A 21,475-nucleotide genomic window follows, 5' to 3' on the forward strand; every position below is an offset into this window, starting at 1 on the left:
AGCTGCTTCCTCCTATTCTAGTGTTGGGATTTATTATTTGATATCAATATAATGCTGAAGCACGCGCGGCGGGAAATATTTTAGTGGGAGTGGGCGTAAGGAAACGACAATGGTGTGGGGCATGATTGAGTCTTTTTGAGCTTGTTTAAGGCAGTTGTACATGTTCTTGCCTCCGACAGAGTTGGCAGAGTGTATGGTTATTCGGTTCGCAAACAGCTTTTCATTAACCATCATTTGTACAAGCATCATGCCGTTTCTCGTTCTGCTCAGTAAATCATGATCCAATGATAAGTGTTCAATGTCATGGTTCCTTAGGAGAGCCATACACTCATCTATTGTTTCAACGAAGACATATCCTTCTGGCGGATTCCGGTAATCATCCATAAAAACACTAATCTTTTTCATTTTCTTGCACTCCCTTCCTTAACGGAGGGTGACTAAGAAAAGTCAAAGGCCCTAAGTTATCTTGATATATTAATTATAACACATTATTCCAAAACAAGTTTTACATGGGGTATTAAGAAAGCAAAACGAATACTTTACTCATTTACAATAAAAGTAATTTAAATATTTATTTATATTAAATATTAAGTTATTAAATTCTTCATCATTTTCTATTTTCCTTCAAGAATAGTATGTTTTTTATCAAATATTAACAAATGAAATTTAAAATTGTACAAATTTGTTGAAATGCCCCAATTAAGTCTTGAACATTCCCTTTAAGACTCTGTTTCATTACGAACAGATATTCGTTAAAATAGAAAGTGAGGTGGTATACATGTTTCGAAAAAAATCTATCCAGCAAGTTATGGACGTTTTACGAGAGCCAGAGCTAGCTAACCAAATTGTTCATTGGAAAACAATTGAGCCACGAGAAGCGGTTTCTGTGCCACTTCCTGACTCTTTGCACCCGACTATTCAATCCGCTCTTTCTAAAAGAGGGATTTCTTCCTTATATATTCACCAACTATCTGCCTATGAAGCTGCCTTACGTGGTGAAAGCTTTGTAGCTGTTACACCTACCGCGTCTGGAAAAACGCTCTGCTATAACCTTCCTGTATTACAAGAGGTCGCTAATAATCCAGAAGCAAGAGCTCTGTACCTTTTTCCGACTAAAGCACTGGCACAAGATCAGAAGTCAGAGATGAACGAACTGATCGATGAGATGGGATTGGATATAAAAAGTTATACGTATGATGGGGATACTCCCGCAAACATTCGACAAGTGGTCAGAAAAGCGGGAAACATTGTTATGACGAATCCTGATATGCTACATGCTGCGGTTCTTCCTCATCACACAAAATGGGTATCACTATTTGAAAATCTGAAGTATGTAGTGGTAGATGAGTTACATACATATCGAGGCGTTTTCGGCAGCCATGTTGCAAATGTAATACGCCGACTGAAAAGGATCTGTAACTTTTACGGCAGTGACCCCATTTTTATCTGTACATCTGCAACTATTGCGAATCCAAAAGAGTTGGCAGAGCAACTTACTGGAAACCCGATGACTCTGATTAATAACAACGGAGCACCAGCCGGTCGAAAGCATTTTCTCTTTTATAATCCGCCCGTTGTGAATAAACCGCTGAACGTCAGGCGAAGCGCTACACTTGAAGCTAGAAATCTTGCGAAGCTGTTTTTAGAAAACCATATTCAAACGATCGTTTTCGCACGCAGCCGTGTACGAGTAGAAATATTGCTTACTTACTTGCAAGAACTTGTAAAAAAGGAGTTTGGTACGAAGTCCATTCAAGGGTATAGAGGCGGATATCTTCCTAAACAGCGGCGTGCTATCGAAAAAGGACTTCGTAATGGAGATATTATGGGAGTTGTTTCAACAAACGCCTTAGAATTAGGAGTAGATATTGGTCAGCTTCACGCTTGCATTCTCACAGGTTACCCAGGATCGATCGCAAGTGCATGGCAGCAGGCTGGGCGGGCGGGTCGTCGACAAGATGAGAGTGTGGTGATCATGGTGGCTTCCTCTTCTCCACTCGATCAATACGTGATTCAGAATCCCGCTTACTTTTTTGAACGATCACCAGAGTCTGCTCGGATGAATCCTGATAATCTGATTATTTTAGTTGATCATCTAAAATGCGCATCGTATGAATTGCCATTTCAAGAGAAGGAGAGATTTGGTGATCAAGAGATAGAGGATGTTTTAGAATTTTTAGTAGATGAACAAGTGCTTCACAAGAGAGGGAAGCATTTCTATTGGATGAACGATTCTTTTCCTGCGCATAACATTTCACTTCGTTCTGCTTCACAGGAAAACGTTGTAATCATCGATCAAAGTAATGTGGCTGATGTAAAAGTGATCGGCGAGATGGATCGCTTTAGTTCGATGACACTTCTTCACGAAGAAGCGATCTACCTTCATCAAGGTACACAATATCAGGTTGAGAAGCTCGATTACGAAGAAAAGAAAGCTTTTGTTCGTGAAGTGGATGTTGATTATTTTACAGACGCAAACCTTGCTGTATCGCTGAATGTACTAGAAGTAGACAAAGAAACGACTGATGAGCAGAATGCTAAAGCATATGGTGATGTGATGGTAGTCGCAAAGGCAACCATCTTTAAAAAGATTAAATTTGAAACACATGACAACATTGGCTCAGGGGCGATTCATCTTCCGGAAGAAGAGTTGCATACATCTGCCACTTGGCTAACGTTTGAAAATAACGAGTTAAGTGAAGAGAAGCTTGAGGCTGGCCTCCTTGGAATCGCACACGTTTTGCGGCATGTCGCTCCTTTATTCGTTATGTGTGATGCAAATGACCTTCATGTTGTACCGCAAGTTAAAGCAGTACATAATCAACAGCCTACTATCTTCATTTACGATCGATACCCAGGAGGAATAGGTCTAAGTGAAAAGGTGTATGGCTCTTGGGATACTGTTCTTGACCAAGCTCTCTCTATGATACAACGTTGTCCTTGTGAAAGCGGCTGTCCGTCTTGCACGGGTACATTAGAAGAAGGAAATAACAGCAAAAATCTCGCCATAAAATTGATCTCTCAAATCAAAGGAGCGGCAGAACATGTCGATTAAAAACAAGCTGAATCGACTAAAAAAGCATATGGTCAACCCAGTCGTTGATCCTCCTGTTGAAAGTAAGCGGAATTTAGAAGATTCAACTGGTGAAAGAATTCAACATGCAGACTATTGGGAGAAGTTTGGAGCTTCAGCTTATTTTTTCGAAGATGATTATTGTATCGTTCGAAAAGTGAAATACTCTCTAGATACACAATGGGGCCGTTATCGGTTTTCCGATGTTTTAAATGCTGTATCGAATTGGCAAGATATTGATGCCGCTCATCCACTACACGCTAAGAATCTTGACGCTTCTGATCTATTGTTCTTTGATACAGAGACTACAGGTTTGAGTGGCGGAGCAGGAAATACCATCTTTATGCTTGGAATGAGTCAGATTAAAGGAGATCATGTCTTAGTCCACCAATTCTTTTTGCCTGGTCCAGGATCTGAAGTGGCTCTTTACCATTATTTTTTAAATCATGTGAAGGAACTTCGGAACTTAGTCACCTACAATGGGAAATCGTTTGATTGGCCACAAGTGAAGACGCGGCACACTTTAATACGTGATTTTGTACCTTCATTGCCAGAGTTTGGTCACTTTGATCTGCTGCACGGAGCGAGGAGGCTTTGGAAAGATACGTTGCCTGCTGTAAAGCTTTCTGTTGTTGAAAAAGAGATGCTAGGTGTGAATCGAATACATGATACCCCTGGTTATCTTGCGCCAATGCTTTATTTTCAATATTGCAATGAAGGAGATCCTTCGCTCCTTGAAGGTGTTTTTCAACACAATGAGTGGGATGTTCTTTCTCTTATCACTCTTTATACACACATGTCTGGGATTGTAACAGGTAATGGTTTTCGAACTGAGAGAGAGACGTATGAATCAGCAAGATGGTTTGAAGCCTTAAACCAAAAAGAACATGCAATGTCTCTTTACCAGGAAGTGCTGCAAACTGGTACTTCACTGACATCCCAATCTAAAAAATCGTTAGCCGCACTATACAAAAAGTCTGATGGGTTAGAGGTTTCTGTTCGATATTGGTTAGAGTTGCTTGATGAGAATGATTTAGATGAAGAACCGGCTATAGAACTTTCTAAGTATTATGAGCATATTCAAAAAGATTATGAAAAAGCTCTTCACTTTGCTGTAATGGCTTATTCCAGGTGGAAGGGTAAAAAACGGTTAACAAAAAGGAAAGAAGAACAGGAAAATCAAGCGTTCGTGAGAAGAATCGAACGATTAGAACAACGCGTCATCCAATATTCGTAAAAATTCGTCAAATTTATGAATTCTTTCAAAATATCTCTTCTCAATTGGCTTTGTTTTTTGTAGAATATAAGAGGACATAAAAAATGTTCTTAAGAAAATAAATTCCCCCTTTTTTTATTGCCCGGGTAAGCGCAAAAAACGCCATAAAAACTCATATTTCTACTGAGTTTTCGTCATATTTTCAGACGGTTCGATTGTTTTCGCAAAATAACCCGGAATATCGATAGGGAAATATATATTTTAAGCTATGGAGAGATGGTACGTGAAGCAGTGGATTGTTGTTCTATTTTTTGTGATCGTCGGGTTAACAGTAATGATTGGCAATCAAATCAGTCACACAACACAAAACTTTTAATGAAGCCCCGGCTATAGACAGAGCCGGGTGTTTTTCATTAATAGGAGGTTTTCTAAACATGCTTCAAACACTGCTTGTCAGTGGCTACAAAGCTCACGAACTCGGTATTTTTAGTGATAAACACGAAGGGGTATACTACATCAAGAAAGCAATTGCTCAAAAGTTGGTCTCACTTTTGGATGAAGGTTTAGAGTGGGTAATCATCAGTGGGCAACCTGGTGTAGAAATGTGGGCTGCAGAAGTGGTATTTGAACTTCAAACAGAATTTTCTGATTTAAAGCTAGCTGTTCTTACACCGTTCTTAGAGCAAGAATCTCGTTGGAAAGAAAATGTTCAAGAAAAATATCATGAAATTTTAGCTGGTGCCGATTTTGTTGATTCGGTAAGCCGCAAGCCATACGAGTCGCCAGGACAGCTTCGAGTTAAGAATCAGTTTCTTGTACAAAAAAGCGATGCTGTCTTGCTTTTATACGACGAAGAAAAAGATGGTTCGCCGAAGTATTATTTAGATGCAGCCAAACAAAAGCAGGAAATGGACAATTCGTACGAAATATTTTATATTACTCCTTATGACTTGGATGTTCTTGTACAAGAGGAACAATACAATCGTAATGAATAAATGAATCTAAAGTCGAAAAAAATTGACATTTAGGTCAGGTAGTGAAAAAATAATTTTAGAATCTTTGTGTGAGGTGATTCACATGAGTGAACAGCGTTTTCATTTAACGGCGAAAGAAATATTGGAAAAAGACTTTAAACAAGGCTTTCGTGGCTATGATCAAGACGAAGTAGACAAATTCTTAGATCTTATTATTAAGGATTATGAAAATTTTCAAAAAGAGTATGATGCAGTTGTTCAAGAAAACAATCGACTGCGTAAAGATGCTCAAAATTCTACTGATCATCAGCAAACACGCAGAATGTCCGCAGTAACTTCAAGCACGACGAACTCCGATATTCTTCAGCGTTTGTCTAACTTGGAAAAACATGTTTTTGGCAGTAAACTGTACGATTGATTCCAGTAATTATCCATTTGTTTTTCTACATTCAGCATGCTATAATGAATCTTGCTTTTAAAAATTAAATCAATAGCGTTCGGGTAATCGCTGGATCTGATTTTTCAGGTTTAGAGGAAAGTCCATGCTCGCACGGATCTGAGATGACCGTAATGATCGTGCCTGGCCAAAAAATAAGCCAGGGTAGATTGGTTTGCTTGAATAAAGCTTACTGAACTAACGGCAGGGAACGCACCTAAGTCTTATGGATATGGTGTTAATACCTTGAAAGTGCCACAGTGACGTAGTCCCGATGGAAACAAAGGGAGTGGAACGCGGTAAACCCCACGAGCGAGAAACCCAAATTATGGTAGGGGAGTTTCCCATTTCGGAATTGAACGATTGGGAGAACAAGAAGCCAAGGCTTTTTGTAGATAGATGATTACCACCGGTGTACGAGGCTACCAGCCGTTTGTAGTACTAAGGAACAGAACATGGCTTACAGAACGTTATTGGTACCTAAATTAAAGCTGAATGAGGGCCCCGTTTACCGGGGCTTTTTCTATTTACATAAAAAAGTGCAGCTAAATAAGGGTATACTTATTAACATAAGAATCGATGATAATTAAGGAGTTCATATTATGACACAATTAAGACTGCTAGCAACAGCCGCTATGGGATTAGAAGCACTCGTAGCCAATGAAGTTCGCGCGCTAGGTTTTGAAAATGTAAAAGTAGAAAACGGTAAAGTTTATTTTGATGGTGATGAGAAGACGTTAGTCAAAGCTAACTTATGGCTAAGAACGGCAGATCGCGTAAAATTAGTGGTTGGTGAGTTTAAAGTGGAGACGTTTGATGAACTTTTTGAGCAAACGAAAGCACTTCCTTGGGCTGATTTTATTCCTGAAGATGGAGAGTTTCCTGTAATCGGCCGGTCCGTAAAATCAAAACTATTTTCTGTATCTGATTGCCAAGCAATCGTAAAGAAAGCAGTAGTTGATAACTTGAAAACGGCGTATAACCGTAAAACATGGTTCCCTGAGGACGGAGCTTTGTATCGTATTGAGGTTGCGATTCATAAAGATATTGCGACATTAACACTTGATACGAGTGGAACAGGCTTACACAAGCGTGGATACCGTGAGTTGCATTCAGGTGCGCCGATTAAAGAAACGATGGCTGCTGCTCTAATCATGCTAACGAATTGGACGCCTGATAAGCCTTTCGCAGATCCTTTCTGTGGATCTGGAACATTGCCGATTGAAGCTGCAATGATTGGACAAAACATTGCACCAGGACTAAATCGTGAATTTGCTTCAGAAAAATGGAACTGGATCGATAAAAAAGTCTGGTATGAGGCAGTTGGAGAAGCTCAAGACGTTGCGAAATACGATCTGCCTCTTGAAATCCAAGGATCTGATATTGATCATAAGATGATCGAACTATCCAAGAACAATGCAAACGAAGCTGGGTTCGATGATTTTATCACGTTTAAACAGATGCAAGTCCGCGATTTCACGACTAGAAAAGATTACGGTTGCCTTGTGACGAACCCGCCTTACGGAGAGCGACTAGGTGAGAGAGAAGAAGTAGCACAGATGTATCGTGATCTAGGTATGGCGATGAAACCGTATGATACATGGAGTGTGTACGTCATTACTTCAAATGAAAAATTTGAAGAATATTATGGCCGTTCAGCAACAAAAAAACGTAAGCTTTATAACGGTGATTTGAAGACCGACTATTATCAATACTTTGGAAAACGTCCGATTAGACAGCAACATAGCTGATGAGTGCGTTTTGAATATATGGCGTGGGTCCCCGTGAGCGTCGAAGATTGTAGACTCGCGGATGAAAGTCAAAAATTTGTGGATTGAGAAGCAAAACTCGTGGATACAGCTATAAAATTTATGGATTTAAAGAGAAAACTTTTGGATTCATACGCCCAAAACGATAAGAAAGGCTGACTTTTTTGATTGAGTCAGTTTTTTTTAATGTGAATCATACAACTAATAGCAATAAAACTAAAATAATTTCACGTACCGTACATATTTAAGATCCTATTATTCAAAAAACATAGGAAATAGCAATTTTGAATCTAATTTTAATAAAACTACACATACTCACTGCTACATTGATCCATCATTATATAGCTTTCACCACCAAATACTGAAACAGAGTTTAAAGACCTTATAAACGCGTACATACTATGCCTAACCATTAATTTAAAGGCAGGTTATTTCTATGTACTCACAATTTAGTCATTTAGAAAGCATTCAAAAGGCATTACAGAACCTACAACCACACCTGGAAGATCATCATAAAGCCGAAATTCAAAGTGTCCTTCAACAATCGATTGGTCACGTAAATAATATTAATCCGTCCTTTGCTCCGTATGCAGAACTATTAAAGGAAGAATTTTAAAAAAACAAAATCGACCAGCAGGACTTTTTTATTTTGTCACGAATTCTTATAACGGTATGTTTTTTAATGAAACAATGAAACCGTGAAGGGATGGAATAGTAAATGACGCAAACAAAAGTTGCTGTTGAAAAAGAATTCTTAGATTATGTGAAAAAAATGGTCCACATCAATGAAGCGATCGGACTCATGTATTGGGACCTTCGCACAGGCGCACCTAAAAAAGGTGTCGAACAACGTTCTGAAGTAATCGGAACGTTATCATCTGATGTATTTGCGATGTCTACTTCTGAGGAAATGAAGAGTTATATCGAAGAACTTTCTAAGTCAGGTGTACAGGACTCTTTGTCTGATGTTACGAAAAAGACGCTCCAAGAAGTAAAGAAAGATTACGAGCGTAACGCTAAGATTCCTCCAGCAGAATTTAAAGAGTACGTTATTCTTCAATCCAAAGCAGAAACAGTATGGGAAGAAGCGAAGAACACGAATGATTTCTCCTTATTCCAGCCGTATTTAGAAAAGCTTGTTGATTTCAATAAGAAATTCATTGGCTATTGGGGATATGAAGGGAATAAGTACAATACACTCCTAGATATGTATGAGCCAGGTGTTACCGTTGAAATTTTAGATGAAACGTTCTCAAAACTTCGTGATCGAATTGTACCATTACTTCAGAAAGTAACAGAAGCTGGGCAACCTGATACAAAGTTTTTATTTGAACATTTTCCGAAAGAAAAACAAAAGGAGTTCAGTTTGCATGTATTAAAAGACATGGGTTATGATTTTGACTCTGGTCGTTTGGATGAAACGGTTCACCCGTTTGCAATCGGATTGAATCCTGGAGACGTCCGTGTAACGACAAAGTATATGGAGAATGACTTCCGAACGGCTGTTTTCGGAACAATCCATGAAGGCGGACACGCACTTTATGAGCAAAATATATCCAATGAGTTAGTTGGGACACCTCTTGCTACTGGTACATCTATGGGCATTCACGAGTCTCAATCTCTGTTCTGGGAGAACTTTGTAGGTCGTCACTTTGGTTTCTGGAAGAATCAGTACAACATGCTTAAGACTGTTTCAGGTTCACAGTTTAACGGTGTAGAACTAGAAGAATTCTATCGTTCTATTAATGTGGTTGAGCCTTCACTCATTCGTATCGAAGCTGATGAGATGACATACCCACTTCATGTTATTGTTCGTTATGAAATTGAAAAAGGTTTGTTTAACGATGAGATCGAAGTAAAAGACCTTCCGCGTATCTGGAATGAGAAAATGCAGGAGTATATTGGTGTAACGCCGAAGAACGATGCAGAAGGAGTCCTTCAGGATGTTCATTGGTCAGGCGGAAGCTTTGGTTACTTCCCATCCTATGCCCTTGGATATATTTATGCAGCGCAGCTTAAACAAGCAATGCTGAAGGATATTCCTGACTTTGATGCACTTATGGAGTCGGGCAACTTCCTGCCGATCAAAGAATGGTTAACGAAGAACATTCACCAATATGGCAAGATGAAGAAACCAATCGAAATCTTAAAAGACGTAACAGGTGAGGGACTTAATCCAGATCATCTGATCGCTTATTTCGAAAAGAAATACAGTGATATTTACCGCTTAGAGAACTAATTACACCCTACCGGCGGACTCGAATTTATTTATCGAGAATGCCGGTTTTTTTACATAATCTGAAAGTATAACCTATTTTCAGAATGACATTTATTGTTGCAACAAATTTTTGATGAACGTATAAGTTCAACTTACGCTGTCCCGAAAAGCTTGGTATGATCCAAATTTCTTTATAAAAATGTTTCATTAGTACATATTTTGTCTAAAACTATATAAAAAGACACTAGGAGGAAATATTGATGGGAGCTGCAACGATACAAGATATCCAGAACTTGTTAAAATTAAGAAAACGAATTGCTGTAGTCGGTTTATCTGATCAACCTTTTCGTACATCTTATATGGTTTCAGAATACATGCAGAATGCCGGCTACGAGATTATTCCCGTAAATCCTAATTTCAAAGAGGTTTTAGGGCAAAAAGCATTTGCAACGCTCGAAGAAATTGATGGCCATGTTGATATTGTCAATGTATTTAGACGCAGTGAGTATTTACCGGAAGTTGCTCGTTCTGCAGCGAAAATTAAAGCTGGTTTCTTTTGGGCACAGCTAGGACTTTACAGTGCAGAAGCAGAAGAGATTTTGCAAAGTGCGACGATTCCTTATATTATGGATAAGTGCATTAAAGTGGAACATGCTATGATACGGTAGTAATGAACCACCCGCAATCATACGGGTGGTTTTCCCATGCTATCTAGTCATGTCACTTTTTTATCAGAAAATATTCTTTTCGACACTAAAGGTTTTCAGTCGATATACCGAGAAATAAGAGGAGAATATACAGACAACAGTAGTATAGAAACAAACGTTCTGCTATTATAGTAGTACTGCAGCAACGCGAAAGGAGCAACACAACTTGGCTAGTAATAAGTCATTAATGGAGTATAACGATGATGCCATTCAGGTGCTCGAAGGTTTAGAAGCCGTTCGAAAGCGTCCAGGTATGTATATCGGAAGCACGGATGCTAGAGGCTTGCATCACCTCGTATATGAAATTGTAGATAACGCTGTTGATGAAGCTTTAGGCGGATTCGGTGATTACATACATGTGAAAATTCACAAAGATAATAGTGTGTCGGTATCTGATGATGGCCGCGGAATGCCTACAGGTATGCACAAACTTGGAAAACCAACTCCTGAAATTATTTTTACAGTTCTTCACGCTGGCGGAAAGTTTGGTCAAGGTGGATACAAAACATCTGGCGGCCTGCATGGCGTAGGTGCATCAGTAGTAAACGCCTTATCTGAATGGTTGGAAGTAACGATCCACCGTGACGGCAAGACTTATCGTCAGCGTTTTGAGAATGGCGGTAAACCGGCAACAACCTTAGAAGTGATCGGAAATACACGTAAGTCTGGAACGACCGTCCATTTCAAACCAGACCCGACCATGTTTTCTACGATCAACTATAACTATGAAACATTAAGCGAACGTTTACGTGAAGCAGCATTTCTGTTAAAAGGGATCAAGATCGTACTTGAAGATGCGCGTAACGGTGAAAAAGACGAGTTTCAGTTTGATACAGGTCTTGAGGCGTTTGTAAAATACTTGAATGAAGATAAAGACTCTCTTCACACGGTTGTGAGTTTTGAGGGCATACAGAATGAGATCGAAGTAGATTTTGCGTTTCAGTATAATGATGGTTATGCAGAAAACGTATTATCATTCGTAAACAACGTTCGAACTAAAGACGGCGGAACGCATGAATCGGGTGCGAAAACGGCGATCACTCGAAGCATTAACGAATACGCTCGAAAAACGAACATGTTAAAAGAGAAAGATAAAAACTTAGACGGATCTGATATCCGTGAAGGTTTAACAGCTGTTGTTTCCGTTCGAATTCCAGAAGAATTTCTGCAATTTGAAGGACAAACGAAGAGTAAACTAGGAACGAGTGAAGCGCGTTCTGCTGTAGATGCTGTTGTAGCGGTTAAGTTAGCGTATTTCCTTGAGGAAAATCCTGCAATTAGTGAAATGCTCATCCGTAAAAGTATTAAAGCCGCGCAAGCACGTGAAGCAGCACGAAAAGCACGTGAAGATGCTCGAAACGGTAAAAAGAACAAACGTAAGGATTCGATGTTAAGCGGTAAATTAACTCCAGCTACATCAAAGAATCCTGAACGAAATGAACTTTATCTTGTTGAGGGTGATTCTGCAGGCGGATCGGCTAAGCAAGGAAGAGACCGTAAATTTCAGGCGATCCTTCCGCTAAGAGGAAAAGTAATCAACACAGAAAAAGCTAAGCTTGCGGACATCTTCAAGAACGAAGAAATCAATACGATCATCCATGCGATTGGAGCTGGAGTAGGCTCTGATTTTACATTAAAAGATGTGAACTACGATAAGATCGTAATCATGACTGATGCAGATACGGATGGTGCACATATCCAAGTGCTATTACTAACTTTCTTCTATCGCTATATGAAACCACTTATTGAAGAAGGAAAAGTATTCATCGCGCTTCCTCCACTTTATAAAGTAAGTAAAGGGACTGGTAAGAAAGAAGTCATCGAATATGCTTGGGATGAAGACGAGCTTAGAGAAGCACAGAAAAAGATCGGAAAAGGCTATATCATCCAGCGCTATAAAGGTTTAGGTGAGATGAATGCTGACCAATTATGGGAAACAACGATGGATCCTGACACACGTACATTGATCCGAGTAAGAATTGATGACGCTGCCCGTGCTGAAAAACGTGTATCTGTCCTAATGGGAGATAAAGTAGAACCACGACGAAAGTGGATCGAAGAACACGTTGCGTTTGGCATAAACGAAGAAACTAACATACTAGATAACGAGAACTTGTCAGCATTCTGAGGAGGTTTAAAGATTGTCACTGCTTGAGAAATTTAGAGAGCTGCCGTTAGAAGACGTAATCGGCGACCGCTTCGGAAGATACAGTAAATACATCATTCAGGAGCGTGCATTACCTGATGCAAGAGACGGCCTGAAGCCCGTTCAGCGCCGTATTTTATATGCGATGTTCGCAGAAGGAAACACGAACGAGAAACCATACAGAAAATCAGCAAAAACGGTCGGTAACGTAATCGGTAACTATCACCCCCATGGTGATTCTTCTGTTTATGAAGCGATGGTTCGTATGAGTCAGGACTGGAAAGTAAGAAATGTTCTGATTCAGATGCACGGTAACAACGGTAGTATTGATGGAGACCCTGCAGCTGCGATGCGTTATACAGAAGCTAGACTATCTGCAATCGCTTCTGAACTGCTCCGTGATATTGATAAAGAAACAGTAGAATTCGCACCAAACTTTGACGATACAACCGAAGAGCCGATCGTATTACCAAGCCGTTATCCAAACCTGTTAGTCAATGGATCAACAGGGATCTCGGCAGGTTATGCGACAGATATTCCGCCACATCACCTAGGTGAAGTAATCGATGCGGTTACGATGCAGATCGATAACCCCGACGTTTCTCTTGAGGAATTAATGACCGTGATCAAAGGACCAGATTTCCCAACAGGCGGAATCGTTCAAGGTCTTGATGGCATTAAGAAGGCGTTTGAAACTGGAAAAGGCCGCTTTATCATTCGTGCAAAAACGGAGATCGAGAGCTTAAAAGGCGGTCGTCAGCAGATTGTCATTACTGAAGTTCCTTTTGAAGTGAACAAAGCGAACCTCGTTAAGCGCATGGATGAGTTGCGTTTAGATAAAAAAGTAGATGGTATCGCTGAGATCCGCGATGAGACAGATCGCACGGGTCTACGAATCGTGATTGAGCTTCGTAAGGACGGTAATGCAGAAGGAATTCTAAACTATTTCTTTAAAAATGCAGACCTTCAAGTCTCCTATAACTACAACATGGTAGCGATTCATAACAAGACACCGAAGCTTATGGGTTTGAAGGCGATTCTTCATTCTTACATTCAGCATCAAAAAGAAGTTGTTACTCGAAGAACACGATATGATCTAAGAAAAGCAGAAGAGCGTTCACATATCGTTGAAGGTTTGATCAAAGCTATTTCCATCTTAGACGAAGTGATTGAAACGATCCGTGCTTCTAAAGATAAACGAAATGCAAAAGACAACATCATTGAAAAGTTTCAGTTTACTGAACCTCAAGCTGAAGCAATTGTTACGTTACAGCTTTACCGTTTAACGAATACGGATATTACGACGCTTCAGTCGGAAGCTGAGGAATTAGCGAAAAAAATTACGTATCTTCGTTCCTTATTAGACAGTGAGAAGAAGCTATTTAACGTTATCAAAAAAGAAATGAATGAGATTCAGAAGAAATACGCTGATCCACGCCGTACAATCATTGAAGCGGAAATCGAAGAGATCAAGATCGACATGGAAGTAATGATTCCGTCCGAAGATGTTATGGTGACTGTTACAGAAGATGGATATGTAAAACGCTCTAGCGTTCGTTCATACAGTGCTTCAAACGGAGAACCGCCAGGCATGAAAGATACAGATTCTCTTCTCATGGCGTCTCAGCTCAACACAACAGAAACGCTTCTCATGTTCACGAACAAAGGAAACTACGTTTACCTGCCTGTATACGAGATGCCTGAGATTCGTTGGAAAGACATGGGGCAGCATTTAGCAAGTCTTGTTGGACTAGATAAAGATGAAAGACTGATCAAAGCATACCCGATAAAAGAGTTTGCAGAAAATCAATTCCTTATCTTCTTTACTAAGCAGGGTATGGCGAAGAAAACAGAACTCAAGTGTTATAAAGCAACACGTTATAATCGTCCGCTGATGGCCGTTAAACTAAAAGCAGATGATGAGGTCGTAGACGTTTCGTTAACAAACGGAGAACAAGATGTTTTCATTACGACACATTTTGGACTGGGATTATGGTTTGCTGAAGAAGAGATCTCAATCGTTGGGCAGAGAGCTTCAGGAGTTAAAGGAATTAACTTGAAAACTGGTGACCATGTAGTTAGCGGATTTGCGCTACCGGAAGATCCAGAAAAAGCACAAGTTGTTATTGCTACACAGCGTGGTGCACTTAAAAAGATGAAGATTTCAGAATTCGAGAAAACATCACGTGCTAAACGCGGTCTTGTCATGGTGAGGGAGTTAAAATCGAATCCTCATCGAATCGTGGGGATGAAGTTAATTACTGCAGATGACACAAAGTTTGTTTTAGAAACAAGTTCAGGAAAAGTTGAGAGGATTTCTCCATCGAACTATAAGCCAGCTGATCGATATAACAATGGATCGTTCGTTGTGGATACAGGAGAAACAGGGCCTATAACGCGAATCAAATCATTGGTTTCAACCGAACAATCAAAAGAGTAGCTCTTGCTGCTCTTTTCTTCTTTTTTGTTTGAAAACTTGGAGGTTCTTGAAAGTGGTTGATCTTCGTTCCAGGATGCTCGCTTTCCGGGGGGCGTGCGGTGAGCCACCTAGCGCTCTGCGCTGTCAGGTGTCTCACCTGTCCCGCTGATCCCCCAGGAGTCTCGCACCTTCCACTACAATCAACTTATCAATGAAGAAAATAAAACAAGATTGTTAATGAAGAGAAAGAAAAATAAAAGAAAAAGTACACAACCAGAGAAATGAGAGATACATAACATGAAGAGCAACACACATTTACTTGGAGGCGTTGTAGCAGGGGCTGCTTATAAAGCATTTACAGATTTGCCTCCAGAGACTCTGCAGCATGAACTGACTTTTTTTGGTGCGGCTGTTCTAGGCAGCTTGCTTCCAGATCTTTGTCATCCAGGTTCATATTTAGGGAAGAAAACAGTTTTTTTATCAAAAACGATTTCTAAGACATTTGGGCATCGTACGATTACTCATAGCTGGATGATGATTTTAGTATTATTCTTGTTGCCACAATGGATAGATTGGCGTTACGAAGAAAGTTTAAGCATCGGTTTGGTGGTAGGGGTACTTTCACATCTTATTTTGGATGCTGCGACATCTAGGGGTATTCAACTTCTGTATCCGCTGCCCATTCGATTTCGTTTTCCATTCTACACGAAAACAGGTTCAAAAACAGAAACGAACATAGCGTCATTACTCGGATTGTTAGCCGCTGTCTTGATGATTCATTTATATATCGTGTCCCTGTTTTAAAGCAAGAACTTAAAAAAGGTTTAATTTACTTCCTCAATGGTAATACAACAATTGTATACAAAAAATGAGGAGTGGTTAAGTAATGGCTAAAATTGCAACAGTACTCGCAAATATGTTTGAAGATGTAGAATATACGGAACCGGCAAAAGCTTTTCGAGAAGCTGGCCATGAGGTAACCGTTATCGGCTCAGAAAAAGGGGCAACACTTGAAGGAAAACAAAAGGAAGCTCAAGTGACGACAAATGCAGCAATCTCAGAAGTATCACCTGGAGATTATGATGCCCTTTTCATTCCTGGTGGATTTTCGCCCGATATATTAAGAGGTGATGACGAATTCGTACAGTTTACGAAACATTTTGCTGATGAAGGGAAGCCTGTTTTTGCAATCTGTCATGGTCCGCAGCTCTTGATTTCTGCTGAGGTTCTAAACGGAAGAAACATTACCGGATTTAAGTCCATTCATGTTGATCTAAAGAACGCTGGTGCAACAGTTAAGGATGAAGAGGTAGTCGTTTGTGGAGGTAATCTTGTAACGAGCCGCCAACCAGATGATATTCCTGCCTTCATTCGAGAGTCATTAAAAGCTCTGCAACAATAAGTTGATAAAAAGATGAACCGTCTAGAAATAGCTTCTAGGCGGTTTTTCAATGTTGAAACTAAATCTAGCACAAAGCGTACAATAGGTATGAACATATAGATGGGATGAAGAACGATGGAATCAAAAGAATATTTATTAAAAGAACTTCAACAGATCGAGAAATGGGAAAAAGATCAAAAAGGGTTATGGTTCTGGGAGCGAATTACTCGCCTGCCGTTTAAACTGCTAGATAAAGTGACACCAAAGTTTATTCAAAATAAGATTGGTACACTTCTCGATGAGATAGGTGGATACATACAAAACGGTGGACAATATCTATCTAAAGAGAAATCGGTATTTCAGTTCTTCGAAAAACAAACAGGTAGAACGATAGAAGAGTTAGCAGACTTTAAAACAATACCAGTGGAAGAAATGAAGAACGTTTCATTAGAGTTAGCAAACAAACGAAAAAGTGCAGCAACCCTTCAAGGAGCCAGTACTGGAATTGGAGGTATCTTCACATTAGCCATTGATATACCTGCTATATTAGCAATCTCTTTAAAGACCCTACAAGAAATCGCGATCATACACGGGTATGATCCAAACGATAAAGAAGAAAGAGTCTATATCTTAAAATGTCTCCAGTTCTCTACGTCTGATTATGTAGGTAAAGAAGCGATTCTTAATGAACTTGCTGCAATCAGTAAGGATGAAATGAAAGCAAGAGAAGTCGTTTCTCAAATACAAGGGTGGAGAGAGGTCACATTAACGTTTACAGAGTCATTTGGTTGGAAAAAGCTGTTTCAGATGGTACCAATAGCAGGAATCATATTTGGGGCATTCGCCAATCGTTCGATGATCAGTGATCTTGCAGAAACAGGAACCATGCTTTACCAAAAGAGAAGGATTATAGAAAGACTAAATTCTGATTCCAACACTATCGTTGAATCGCAAAATTAGTGAAAGTGAAATATGCGAAAAAGACATTTTTCTAATACGATAGAAAATGTCTTTTTTTTGTAGATACAAACAATAGATAATCGTATTTCAGTTTAGAAGGACTAATGAACGTGTATGTTGAAAAGTACATGTAATACACATAAGAAATTTATGTAAATATTAGAACTCAAGCAGGTGACCAAGGAAACATGGAACATATTGATAAAAGAAATCGGTTAGAAGAAAAACCTTTTAGTTATCGAGAAACAAAAGATCACAACGTATTTTTAGATTATTACGGAAAACAAGTGAAAATTCTTAAAGGAAAAGAAGCTGAAAAGTTTTTAAATAGAATAAAAGCAGCAGACAGCGAAATGGCAGAACAATTGATTATGGCTAAAATAACTGGCAATTTCAAAAGGGGTAATGAACGTAAAACATGACATGATTTCATTTCCTTGAGAGGCACAAATTCTATTAAACAATGATTTTAAAACATACTCATCAACGTTCAGGAGTGAAGTAGATGAAGGGGTTCAATTACAGTGATTATGATGGATTAGGGCTTGCAGAGTTGGTTAGAAAGAAAGAAGTCCAGCCCATTGAATTAGTTGAAGAGTCCATCAAAAGGATTGATACTCTAAATCCGAAAATCAATGCTGTTATTAACACGATGTACGAAAAGGCACGGGTGACGGCTAACAATGAACAAAGTGGACCGTTTGCAGGTGTACCGACGCTGTTGAAGAATATTTCGCAAGAGGTGGAAGGTGAACCGATTACAGCAGGCTCTAAAGCTTTCCTTTCTTACCGTGCAAAGGTAGATTCTGAATATGTACGAAGATTAAGAAAATCTGGCGTTGTATTAGTCGGGCAGACGAACGTTCCAGAGTTTGCGTTAGTCGCTTATACAGAACCTGTCCAATATGGACCAACACGCAATCCGTGGAATTTAAACCATACTCCAGGAGGTTCAAGTGGAGGCTCAGCTGCTGCAGTCGCTTCTGGTATGGTACCTTTTGCGGGTGCGAATGACGGCGGAGGTTCTATCCGGATTCCAGCATCTTATTGTGGCCTGTTTGGATTAAAACCAACAAGAGGAAGAACCCCGGTCGGTCCTAACTTAGGCCGTTCCTGGCAAGGAGCGTCAGCTGAACACGTCCTAACACGAACCGTGAGAGATAGTGCAGCCATGCTCGATCAATTGCAAGGTCATGAGAAAGCAGGTGCCTTTCATACTCCAAAATTTGAAGGCAGATTCCTAGATGCTGCTAGCACTCCAATTAATGGGAAGTTAAGAATTGCTTTTTCTGTTTCATCTCCCATCGGAACAGAAGTTCATCCTGAATGTAGAGATGCCGTGCTTAACTCTGCAAAGATATTAGAATCTATGGGGCACGATGTGGAAGAAGTTGATGCTCCTGTTGATGGCCATAAGCTAGCGAAAAGTTATTTAACAATGTACTTTGGTGAAACGGCTGCTACTTTAACGTCTCTGGAAAGTATTCTTGGCCGGAAAGTGACTTACCGAGATGTAGAACCTTCTACTTGGCTGCTTGGTTTGCTCGGAAAAGCAACTTCAGCAGAAGAATTGGTTCTCAGTATAAGAGAATGGGATAAAGCCGCTCACCAGATGGAGACCTTTCATGAGACTTATGATATTTACATAACACCAACGACGGCGTTTCCCCCTGCTTTAATTGGAGAACTTCAGCCAACAGCTTCAGAACAATTCCTTATTCGAACTGTCGGTAGAATCGGGCTTGGTGGATTATTAAAGAAGGCAGGAATCGTCGATCAGATCGCTCGAAAAAATCTGGCTCGAACTCCTTTCACTCAGTTGGCGAATCTGACTGGACAACCGGCTATGAGTGTTCCACTTCATCTTACAGAAGAGGGACTACCGATCGGCGTGCAGTTCATGGCAGCTAGAGGTCAGGAGAGTTTGTTGCTCCAATTAGCTGGAGAACTTGAACAATCTGACCATTGGATAGATGTAAGACAAAATCCATTATTTTAAAATCGTCTAGCTCCTGCTAGGCGACTTTTTTTCGCGCAGATAAATTTACTATCATTCACATAAGTGACAAGTACATGATCATACAATAAGAGTGGTTCTTTGCTCTCTTTCATTCTTAATTAACTTTAGAAGGAGGTAACAAGTTGAGAACGATTCTAAAGTCAATGAACATACTGGACTCATTAAGAGATCCTTCAAAGGAAGATCTCAAGACAGCGCTAATTTCTTTAAATATAGAGCTCGGGGATCTCCAAACAGAACTGAAAACCTCAGAAAGTAAACCGTATTATAGAAAGCTTTTATATCAGAATGAAGATGTAGAATTATTGGTTATGAATTGGTCTCAAATAGAGTGTGCTCCACACGATCACGGATCTTCTCAAGGCTGGATTAAAGTGCTTAGTGGTTCTTCTGAAAATACTGTGTATGAGATTAAAGAAAATGGGCTGCCTTCTGAATTATTTTCAACGATTCATGATAAAGACCAAATTTTTTACGCACCTAAAAAAGGGATTCACAAGATGAAAGCCCAAAAGAAAAGCGATCTTGTCACACTCCACCTCTATTCACCGCCAATCAGTGGTATGAAAGTATATGATCTTGAAAAATGTTCAGTTTGTGTAGTCTCTGATGATTGCGGAGCATGGTGGCCAGATGAGCAGCGTCAAAAGTTAAAAGAGATACAGTTAAATTCTTGAGTAACAGATACGGAGTCCAATTAAAGCCAATGTTTAATTGGACTTTTTTCATTCACTTTCCACTTCTCTTTTCTAAGTCCTTAGCAGTATCACTCAATTCAACTTCTTTTTCATCCTTTAAAGTCCCAAATAATACATCGATAAAGGGAGTTGAAACGCCGTACCAATAGTTCTCGTTTTTATAATGATGCAAGGTATGTGTCTTCTTAATCCATCTGCCAAACCTGGTTTTCGGCTTCAGCGGCCTATGAGCCACATAATGTTTCCATTCATAGACGAAAAACATTAATAAAAGACCGATAGAAAAAGACAAGGTGTACTGAATTGATTGTGTGAGGAGAAAAAGGAGAGTAGATAATAGAAAGAGGCTAGGAATGCTATACCAAATTGGCAAGAATAACAACTTTAATTCATTTGGCTTTTTATGATGATCATAGTGTAATCTTTTTATTAATTTGAACAACAATGTATTTCTAGGTGCTTTAATATGAAAGAAAAAACGATGCGTGAGATATTCGCTGAACATGTAAATCAAAATACCTAGTGGAAAGAAAAGTAGAACTGTTGTCGTAAGGTTCATCGTAAACAGAAAACTGATTATTAGGATAAAAATAAACATCATAACTAATATATCAAAATGCAAGAAAAAATCTCGATATACCCCTTTACTCTTCATTACTCTTTCCTCCATTCATCTTTTTCTTCCAAAGATCTAGACTTTCTTCCATCATGGATTGCGTTATTTTTTCAGTTCCTTCAATGTCACCGATTAATATCGATTCCAAAAAAGCTACGTAATATTGTTTAGAAAACGATCGAGAAGAGGAATCATCGAAGTATTTGAGTGCCATTCTGTAATACACATCTTTAAAGCTATTCAGGATCATGCGATAGATCGGGTTTGGAGATAACTGAGCCATATCTTGCTGCAGATGATAATCAAAAATGGCATATGAATCTGATTCATCTTTCAATTCATCCAGAGATGAAAACAAGGATATTAGTTTTACTCGGTTGTGCTTAACGGCATCTTTTATATATGTTGGGGTTAAAGAGACCCTAAGTTCAAGCATATACACGATAAACTCATCAGGAATTTCGTCTTGCAGCTGAAGTATATTGACGATCGTCATTAAGTTTCCTTGTTTCCAATAATCATTTACCGTGGCTGGCATTCCCTTATGAAAAACGATCCAGCCATCCCGCTCTAATCGCTGCAAAGCCTCTCTAATTGTTGGTCTGCCTACATTATAAAGTGATGATAAATCTCTTTCAGATGGAATTGATTCATGAATTCTTATTTTTCCTTGTAGAATGGATTGGATGATTTGTTGCCCAATCATTTCAGAAGAACGCTTCTTCATGGCAAGTTACACCTCATTCTTGTGGCTATACCAATTAACGATGCTGGTAATACCAAATATATGAATGTAGATGATTTTCATGCCATTAGATTAAATTTATCATGATGCTAAAAAC

At 39.4% G+C, this 21,475-nt stretch carries 18 protein-coding genes and 1 other RNA gene; 16 read left to right on the plus strand and 3 right to left on the minus strand.

The window, feature by feature from the left end; genetic code table 11:
- Positions 1–33: 33 nt before the first annotated feature.
- Positions 34–405 carry a cyclic-phosphate processing receiver domain-containing protein gene (locus tag H9648_RS07860; protein ID WP_191753355.1) on the minus strand — a complete coding sequence of 124 codons (372 nt, stop codon included), beginning with the start codon at positions 403–405 and terminating at the stop codon, positions 34–36.
- Between the two features lie 373 nt (positions 406–778).
- Between H9648_RS07860 and H9648_RS07865 the strand changes: the two genes are divergently transcribed.
- The 16 genes from H9648_RS07865 to H9648_RS07940 all read left to right on the plus strand — a co-directional run bounded on the left by H9648_RS07865 (position 779) and on the right by H9648_RS07940 (position 19,996).
- Positions 779–3,055, plus strand: a complete 2,277-nt coding sequence (locus H9648_RS07865) for a DEAD/DEAH box helicase (protein ID WP_191753356.1) — start codon at positions 779–781, stop codon at positions 3,053–3,055.
- Positions 3,045–4,310, plus strand: coding sequence for a ribonuclease H-like domain-containing protein (locus H9648_RS07870; RefSeq protein ID WP_191753357.1), 1,266 nt, complete (start codon positions 3,045–3,047; stop codon positions 4,308–4,310). Before H9648_RS07865 ends, H9648_RS07870 begins: the two co-directional genes overlap by 11 nt.
- 413 nt (positions 4,311–4,723) lie before the next feature.
- Entirely contained in the window at positions 4,724–5,284 is a 561-nt protein-coding gene (locus H9648_RS07875) for an SLOG family protein (protein ID WP_191753358.1), read from the plus strand.
- Between the two features lie 82 nt (positions 5,285–5,366).
- Positions 5,367–5,681: a cell division regulator GpsB gene (gene gpsB / locus H9648_RS07880; RefSeq protein WP_191753359.1), complete on the plus strand. Its 315-nt coding sequence runs from the start codon at positions 5,367–5,369 to the stop codon at positions 5,679–5,681.
- Between the two features lie 75 nt (positions 5,682–5,756).
- Positions 5,757–6,167, plus strand: an RNA gene (rnpB, locus tag H9648_RS07885) — RNase P RNA component class B.
- Positions 6,168–6,301: 134 nt separating this feature from the next.
- Positions 6,302–7,450 (plus strand): THUMP domain-containing class I SAM-dependent RNA methyltransferase, encoded by a 1,149-nt coding sequence (locus tag H9648_RS07890; protein ID WP_191753360.1) that lies wholly within the window; start codon positions 6,302–6,304, stop codon positions 7,448–7,450.
- Positions 7,451–8,186: 736 nt separating this feature from the next.
- Positions 8,187–9,707, plus strand: coding sequence for a carboxypeptidase M32 (locus H9648_RS07895; RefSeq protein WP_191753361.1), 1,521 nt, complete (start codon positions 8,187–8,189; stop codon positions 9,705–9,707).
- Positions 9,708–9,946: 239 nt separating this feature from the next.
- Complete coding sequence (locus H9648_RS07900; RefSeq protein ID WP_191753362.1) at positions 9,947–10,354, plus strand: CoA-binding protein; 408 nt, start codon at positions 9,947–9,949, stop codon at positions 10,352–10,354.
- Positions 10,355–10,580: 226 nt separating this feature from the next.
- On the plus strand, positions 10,581–12,521 hold the full coding sequence (gene parE, locus H9648_RS07905) for a DNA topoisomerase IV subunit B (RefSeq protein WP_137790706.1): 1,941 nt from the start codon (positions 10,581–10,583) through the stop codon (positions 12,519–12,521).
- Positions 12,522–12,534: 13 nt separating this feature from the next.
- Positions 12,535–14,979, plus strand: coding sequence for a DNA topoisomerase IV subunit A (gene parC, locus H9648_RS07910; protein WP_191753363.1), 2,445 nt, complete (start codon positions 12,535–12,537; stop codon positions 14,977–14,979).
- Between the two features lie 276 nt (positions 14,980–15,255).
- Entirely contained in the window at positions 15,256–15,762 is a 507-nt protein-coding gene (locus tag H9648_RS07915; RefSeq protein WP_191753364.1) for a metal-dependent hydrolase, read from the plus strand.
- 82 nt (positions 15,763–15,844) lie between these two features.
- Entirely contained in the window at positions 15,845–16,360 is a 516-nt protein-coding gene (locus tag H9648_RS07920; RefSeq protein ID WP_191753365.1) for a type 1 glutamine amidotransferase domain-containing protein, read from the plus strand.
- Between the two features lie 114 nt (positions 16,361–16,474).
- Positions 16,475–17,299 (plus strand): EcsC family protein, encoded by an 825-nt coding sequence (locus H9648_RS07925; RefSeq protein WP_191753366.1) that lies wholly within the window; start codon positions 16,475–16,477, stop codon positions 17,297–17,299.
- 188 nt (positions 17,300–17,487) lie between these two features.
- Entirely contained in the window at positions 17,488–17,721 is a 234-nt protein-coding gene (locus H9648_RS07930; RefSeq protein WP_191753367.1) for a hypothetical protein, read from the plus strand.
- Positions 17,722–17,804: 83 nt separating this feature from the next.
- Positions 17,805–19,298: an amidase gene (locus tag H9648_RS07935; protein WP_191753368.1), complete on the plus strand. Its 1,494-nt coding sequence runs from the start codon at positions 17,805–17,807 to the stop codon at positions 19,296–19,298.
- Between the two features lie 143 nt (positions 19,299–19,441).
- Positions 19,442–19,996 carry a cysteine dioxygenase gene (locus tag H9648_RS07940; protein WP_225218801.1) on the plus strand — a complete coding sequence of 185 codons (555 nt, stop codon included), beginning with the start codon at positions 19,442–19,444 and terminating at the stop codon, positions 19,994–19,996.
- Positions 19,997–20,048: 52 nt separating this feature from the next.
- Here H9648_RS07940 and H9648_RS07945 read toward each other — a convergent pair whose 3' ends face one another.
- On the minus strand, positions 20,049–20,672 hold the full coding sequence (locus H9648_RS07945; protein ID WP_225218802.1) for a sterol desaturase family protein: 624 nt from the start codon (positions 20,670–20,672) through the stop codon (positions 20,049–20,051).
- On the minus strand, positions 20,662–21,360 hold the full coding sequence (locus H9648_RS07950) for a GntR family transcriptional regulator (protein ID WP_191753370.1): 699 nt from the start codon (positions 21,358–21,360) through the stop codon (positions 20,662–20,664). The genes H9648_RS07945 and H9648_RS07950 overlap by 11 nt, the downstream gene beginning before the upstream one ends.
- Positions 21,361–21,475 lie beyond the last annotated feature (115 nt).

The organism is Fictibacillus norfolkensis, from assembly GCF_014836645.1.
Taxonomy (GTDB): Bacteria; Bacillota; Bacilli; order Bacillales; family Fictibacillaceae; genus Fictibacillus; species Fictibacillus norfolkensis.

Bases quoted from the DNA above. Each gene is read 5' to 3' on its own strand.
- H9648_RS07860 (WP_191753355.1), bottom strand. From the start codon at position 405: ATGAAAAAGATTAGTGTTTTTATGGATGATTACCGGAATCCGCCAGAA.
- H9648_RS07865 (WP_191753356.1), top strand. From the start codon at position 779: ATGTTTCGAAAAAAATCTATCCAGCAAGTTATGGACGTTTTACGAGAG.
- H9648_RS07870 (WP_191753357.1), top strand. From the start codon at position 3,045: ATGTCGATTAAAAACAAGCTGAATCGACTAAAAAAGCATATGGTCAAC.
- H9648_RS07875 (WP_191753358.1), top strand. From the start codon at position 4,724: ATGCTTCAAACACTGCTTGTCAGTGGCTACAAAGCTCACGAACTCGGT.
- gpsB (WP_191753359.1), top strand. From the start codon at position 5,367: ATGAGTGAACAGCGTTTTCATTTAACGGCGAAAGAAATATTGGAAAAA.
- H9648_RS07890 (WP_191753360.1), top strand. From the start codon at position 6,302: ATGACACAATTAAGACTGCTAGCAACAGCCGCTATGGGATTAGAAGCA.
- H9648_RS07895 (WP_191753361.1), top strand. From the start codon at position 8,187: ATGACGCAAACAAAAGTTGCTGTTGAAAAAGAATTCTTAGATTATGTG.
- H9648_RS07900 (WP_191753362.1), top strand. From the start codon at position 9,947: ATGGGAGCTGCAACGATACAAGATATCCAGAACTTGTTAAAATTAAGA.
- parE (WP_137790706.1), top strand. From the start codon at position 10,581: ATGGAGTATAACGATGATGCCATTCAGGTGCTCGAAGGTTTAGAAGCC.
- H9648_RS07915 (WP_191753364.1), top strand. From the start codon at position 15,256: ATGAAGAGCAACACACATTTACTTGGAGGCGTTGTAGCAGGGGCTGCT.
- H9648_RS07920 (WP_191753365.1), top strand. From the start codon at position 15,845: ATGGCTAAAATTGCAACAGTACTCGCAAATATGTTTGAAGATGTAGAA.
- H9648_RS07925 (WP_191753366.1), top strand. From the start codon at position 16,475: ATGGAATCAAAAGAATATTTATTAAAAGAACTTCAACAGATCGAGAAA.
- H9648_RS07930 (WP_191753367.1), top strand. From the start codon at position 17,488: ATGGAACATATTGATAAAAGAAATCGGTTAGAAGAAAAACCTTTTAGT.
- H9648_RS07935 (WP_191753368.1), top strand. From the start codon at position 17,805: ATGAAGGGGTTCAATTACAGTGATTATGATGGATTAGGGCTTGCAGAG.
- H9648_RS07945 (WP_225218802.1), bottom strand. From the start codon at position 20,672: ATGAAGAGTAAAGGGGTATATCGAGATTTTTTCTTGCATTTTGATATA.
- H9648_RS07950 (WP_191753370.1), bottom strand. From the start codon at position 21,360: ATGAAGAAGCGTTCTTCTGAAATGATTGGGCAACAAATCATCCAATCC.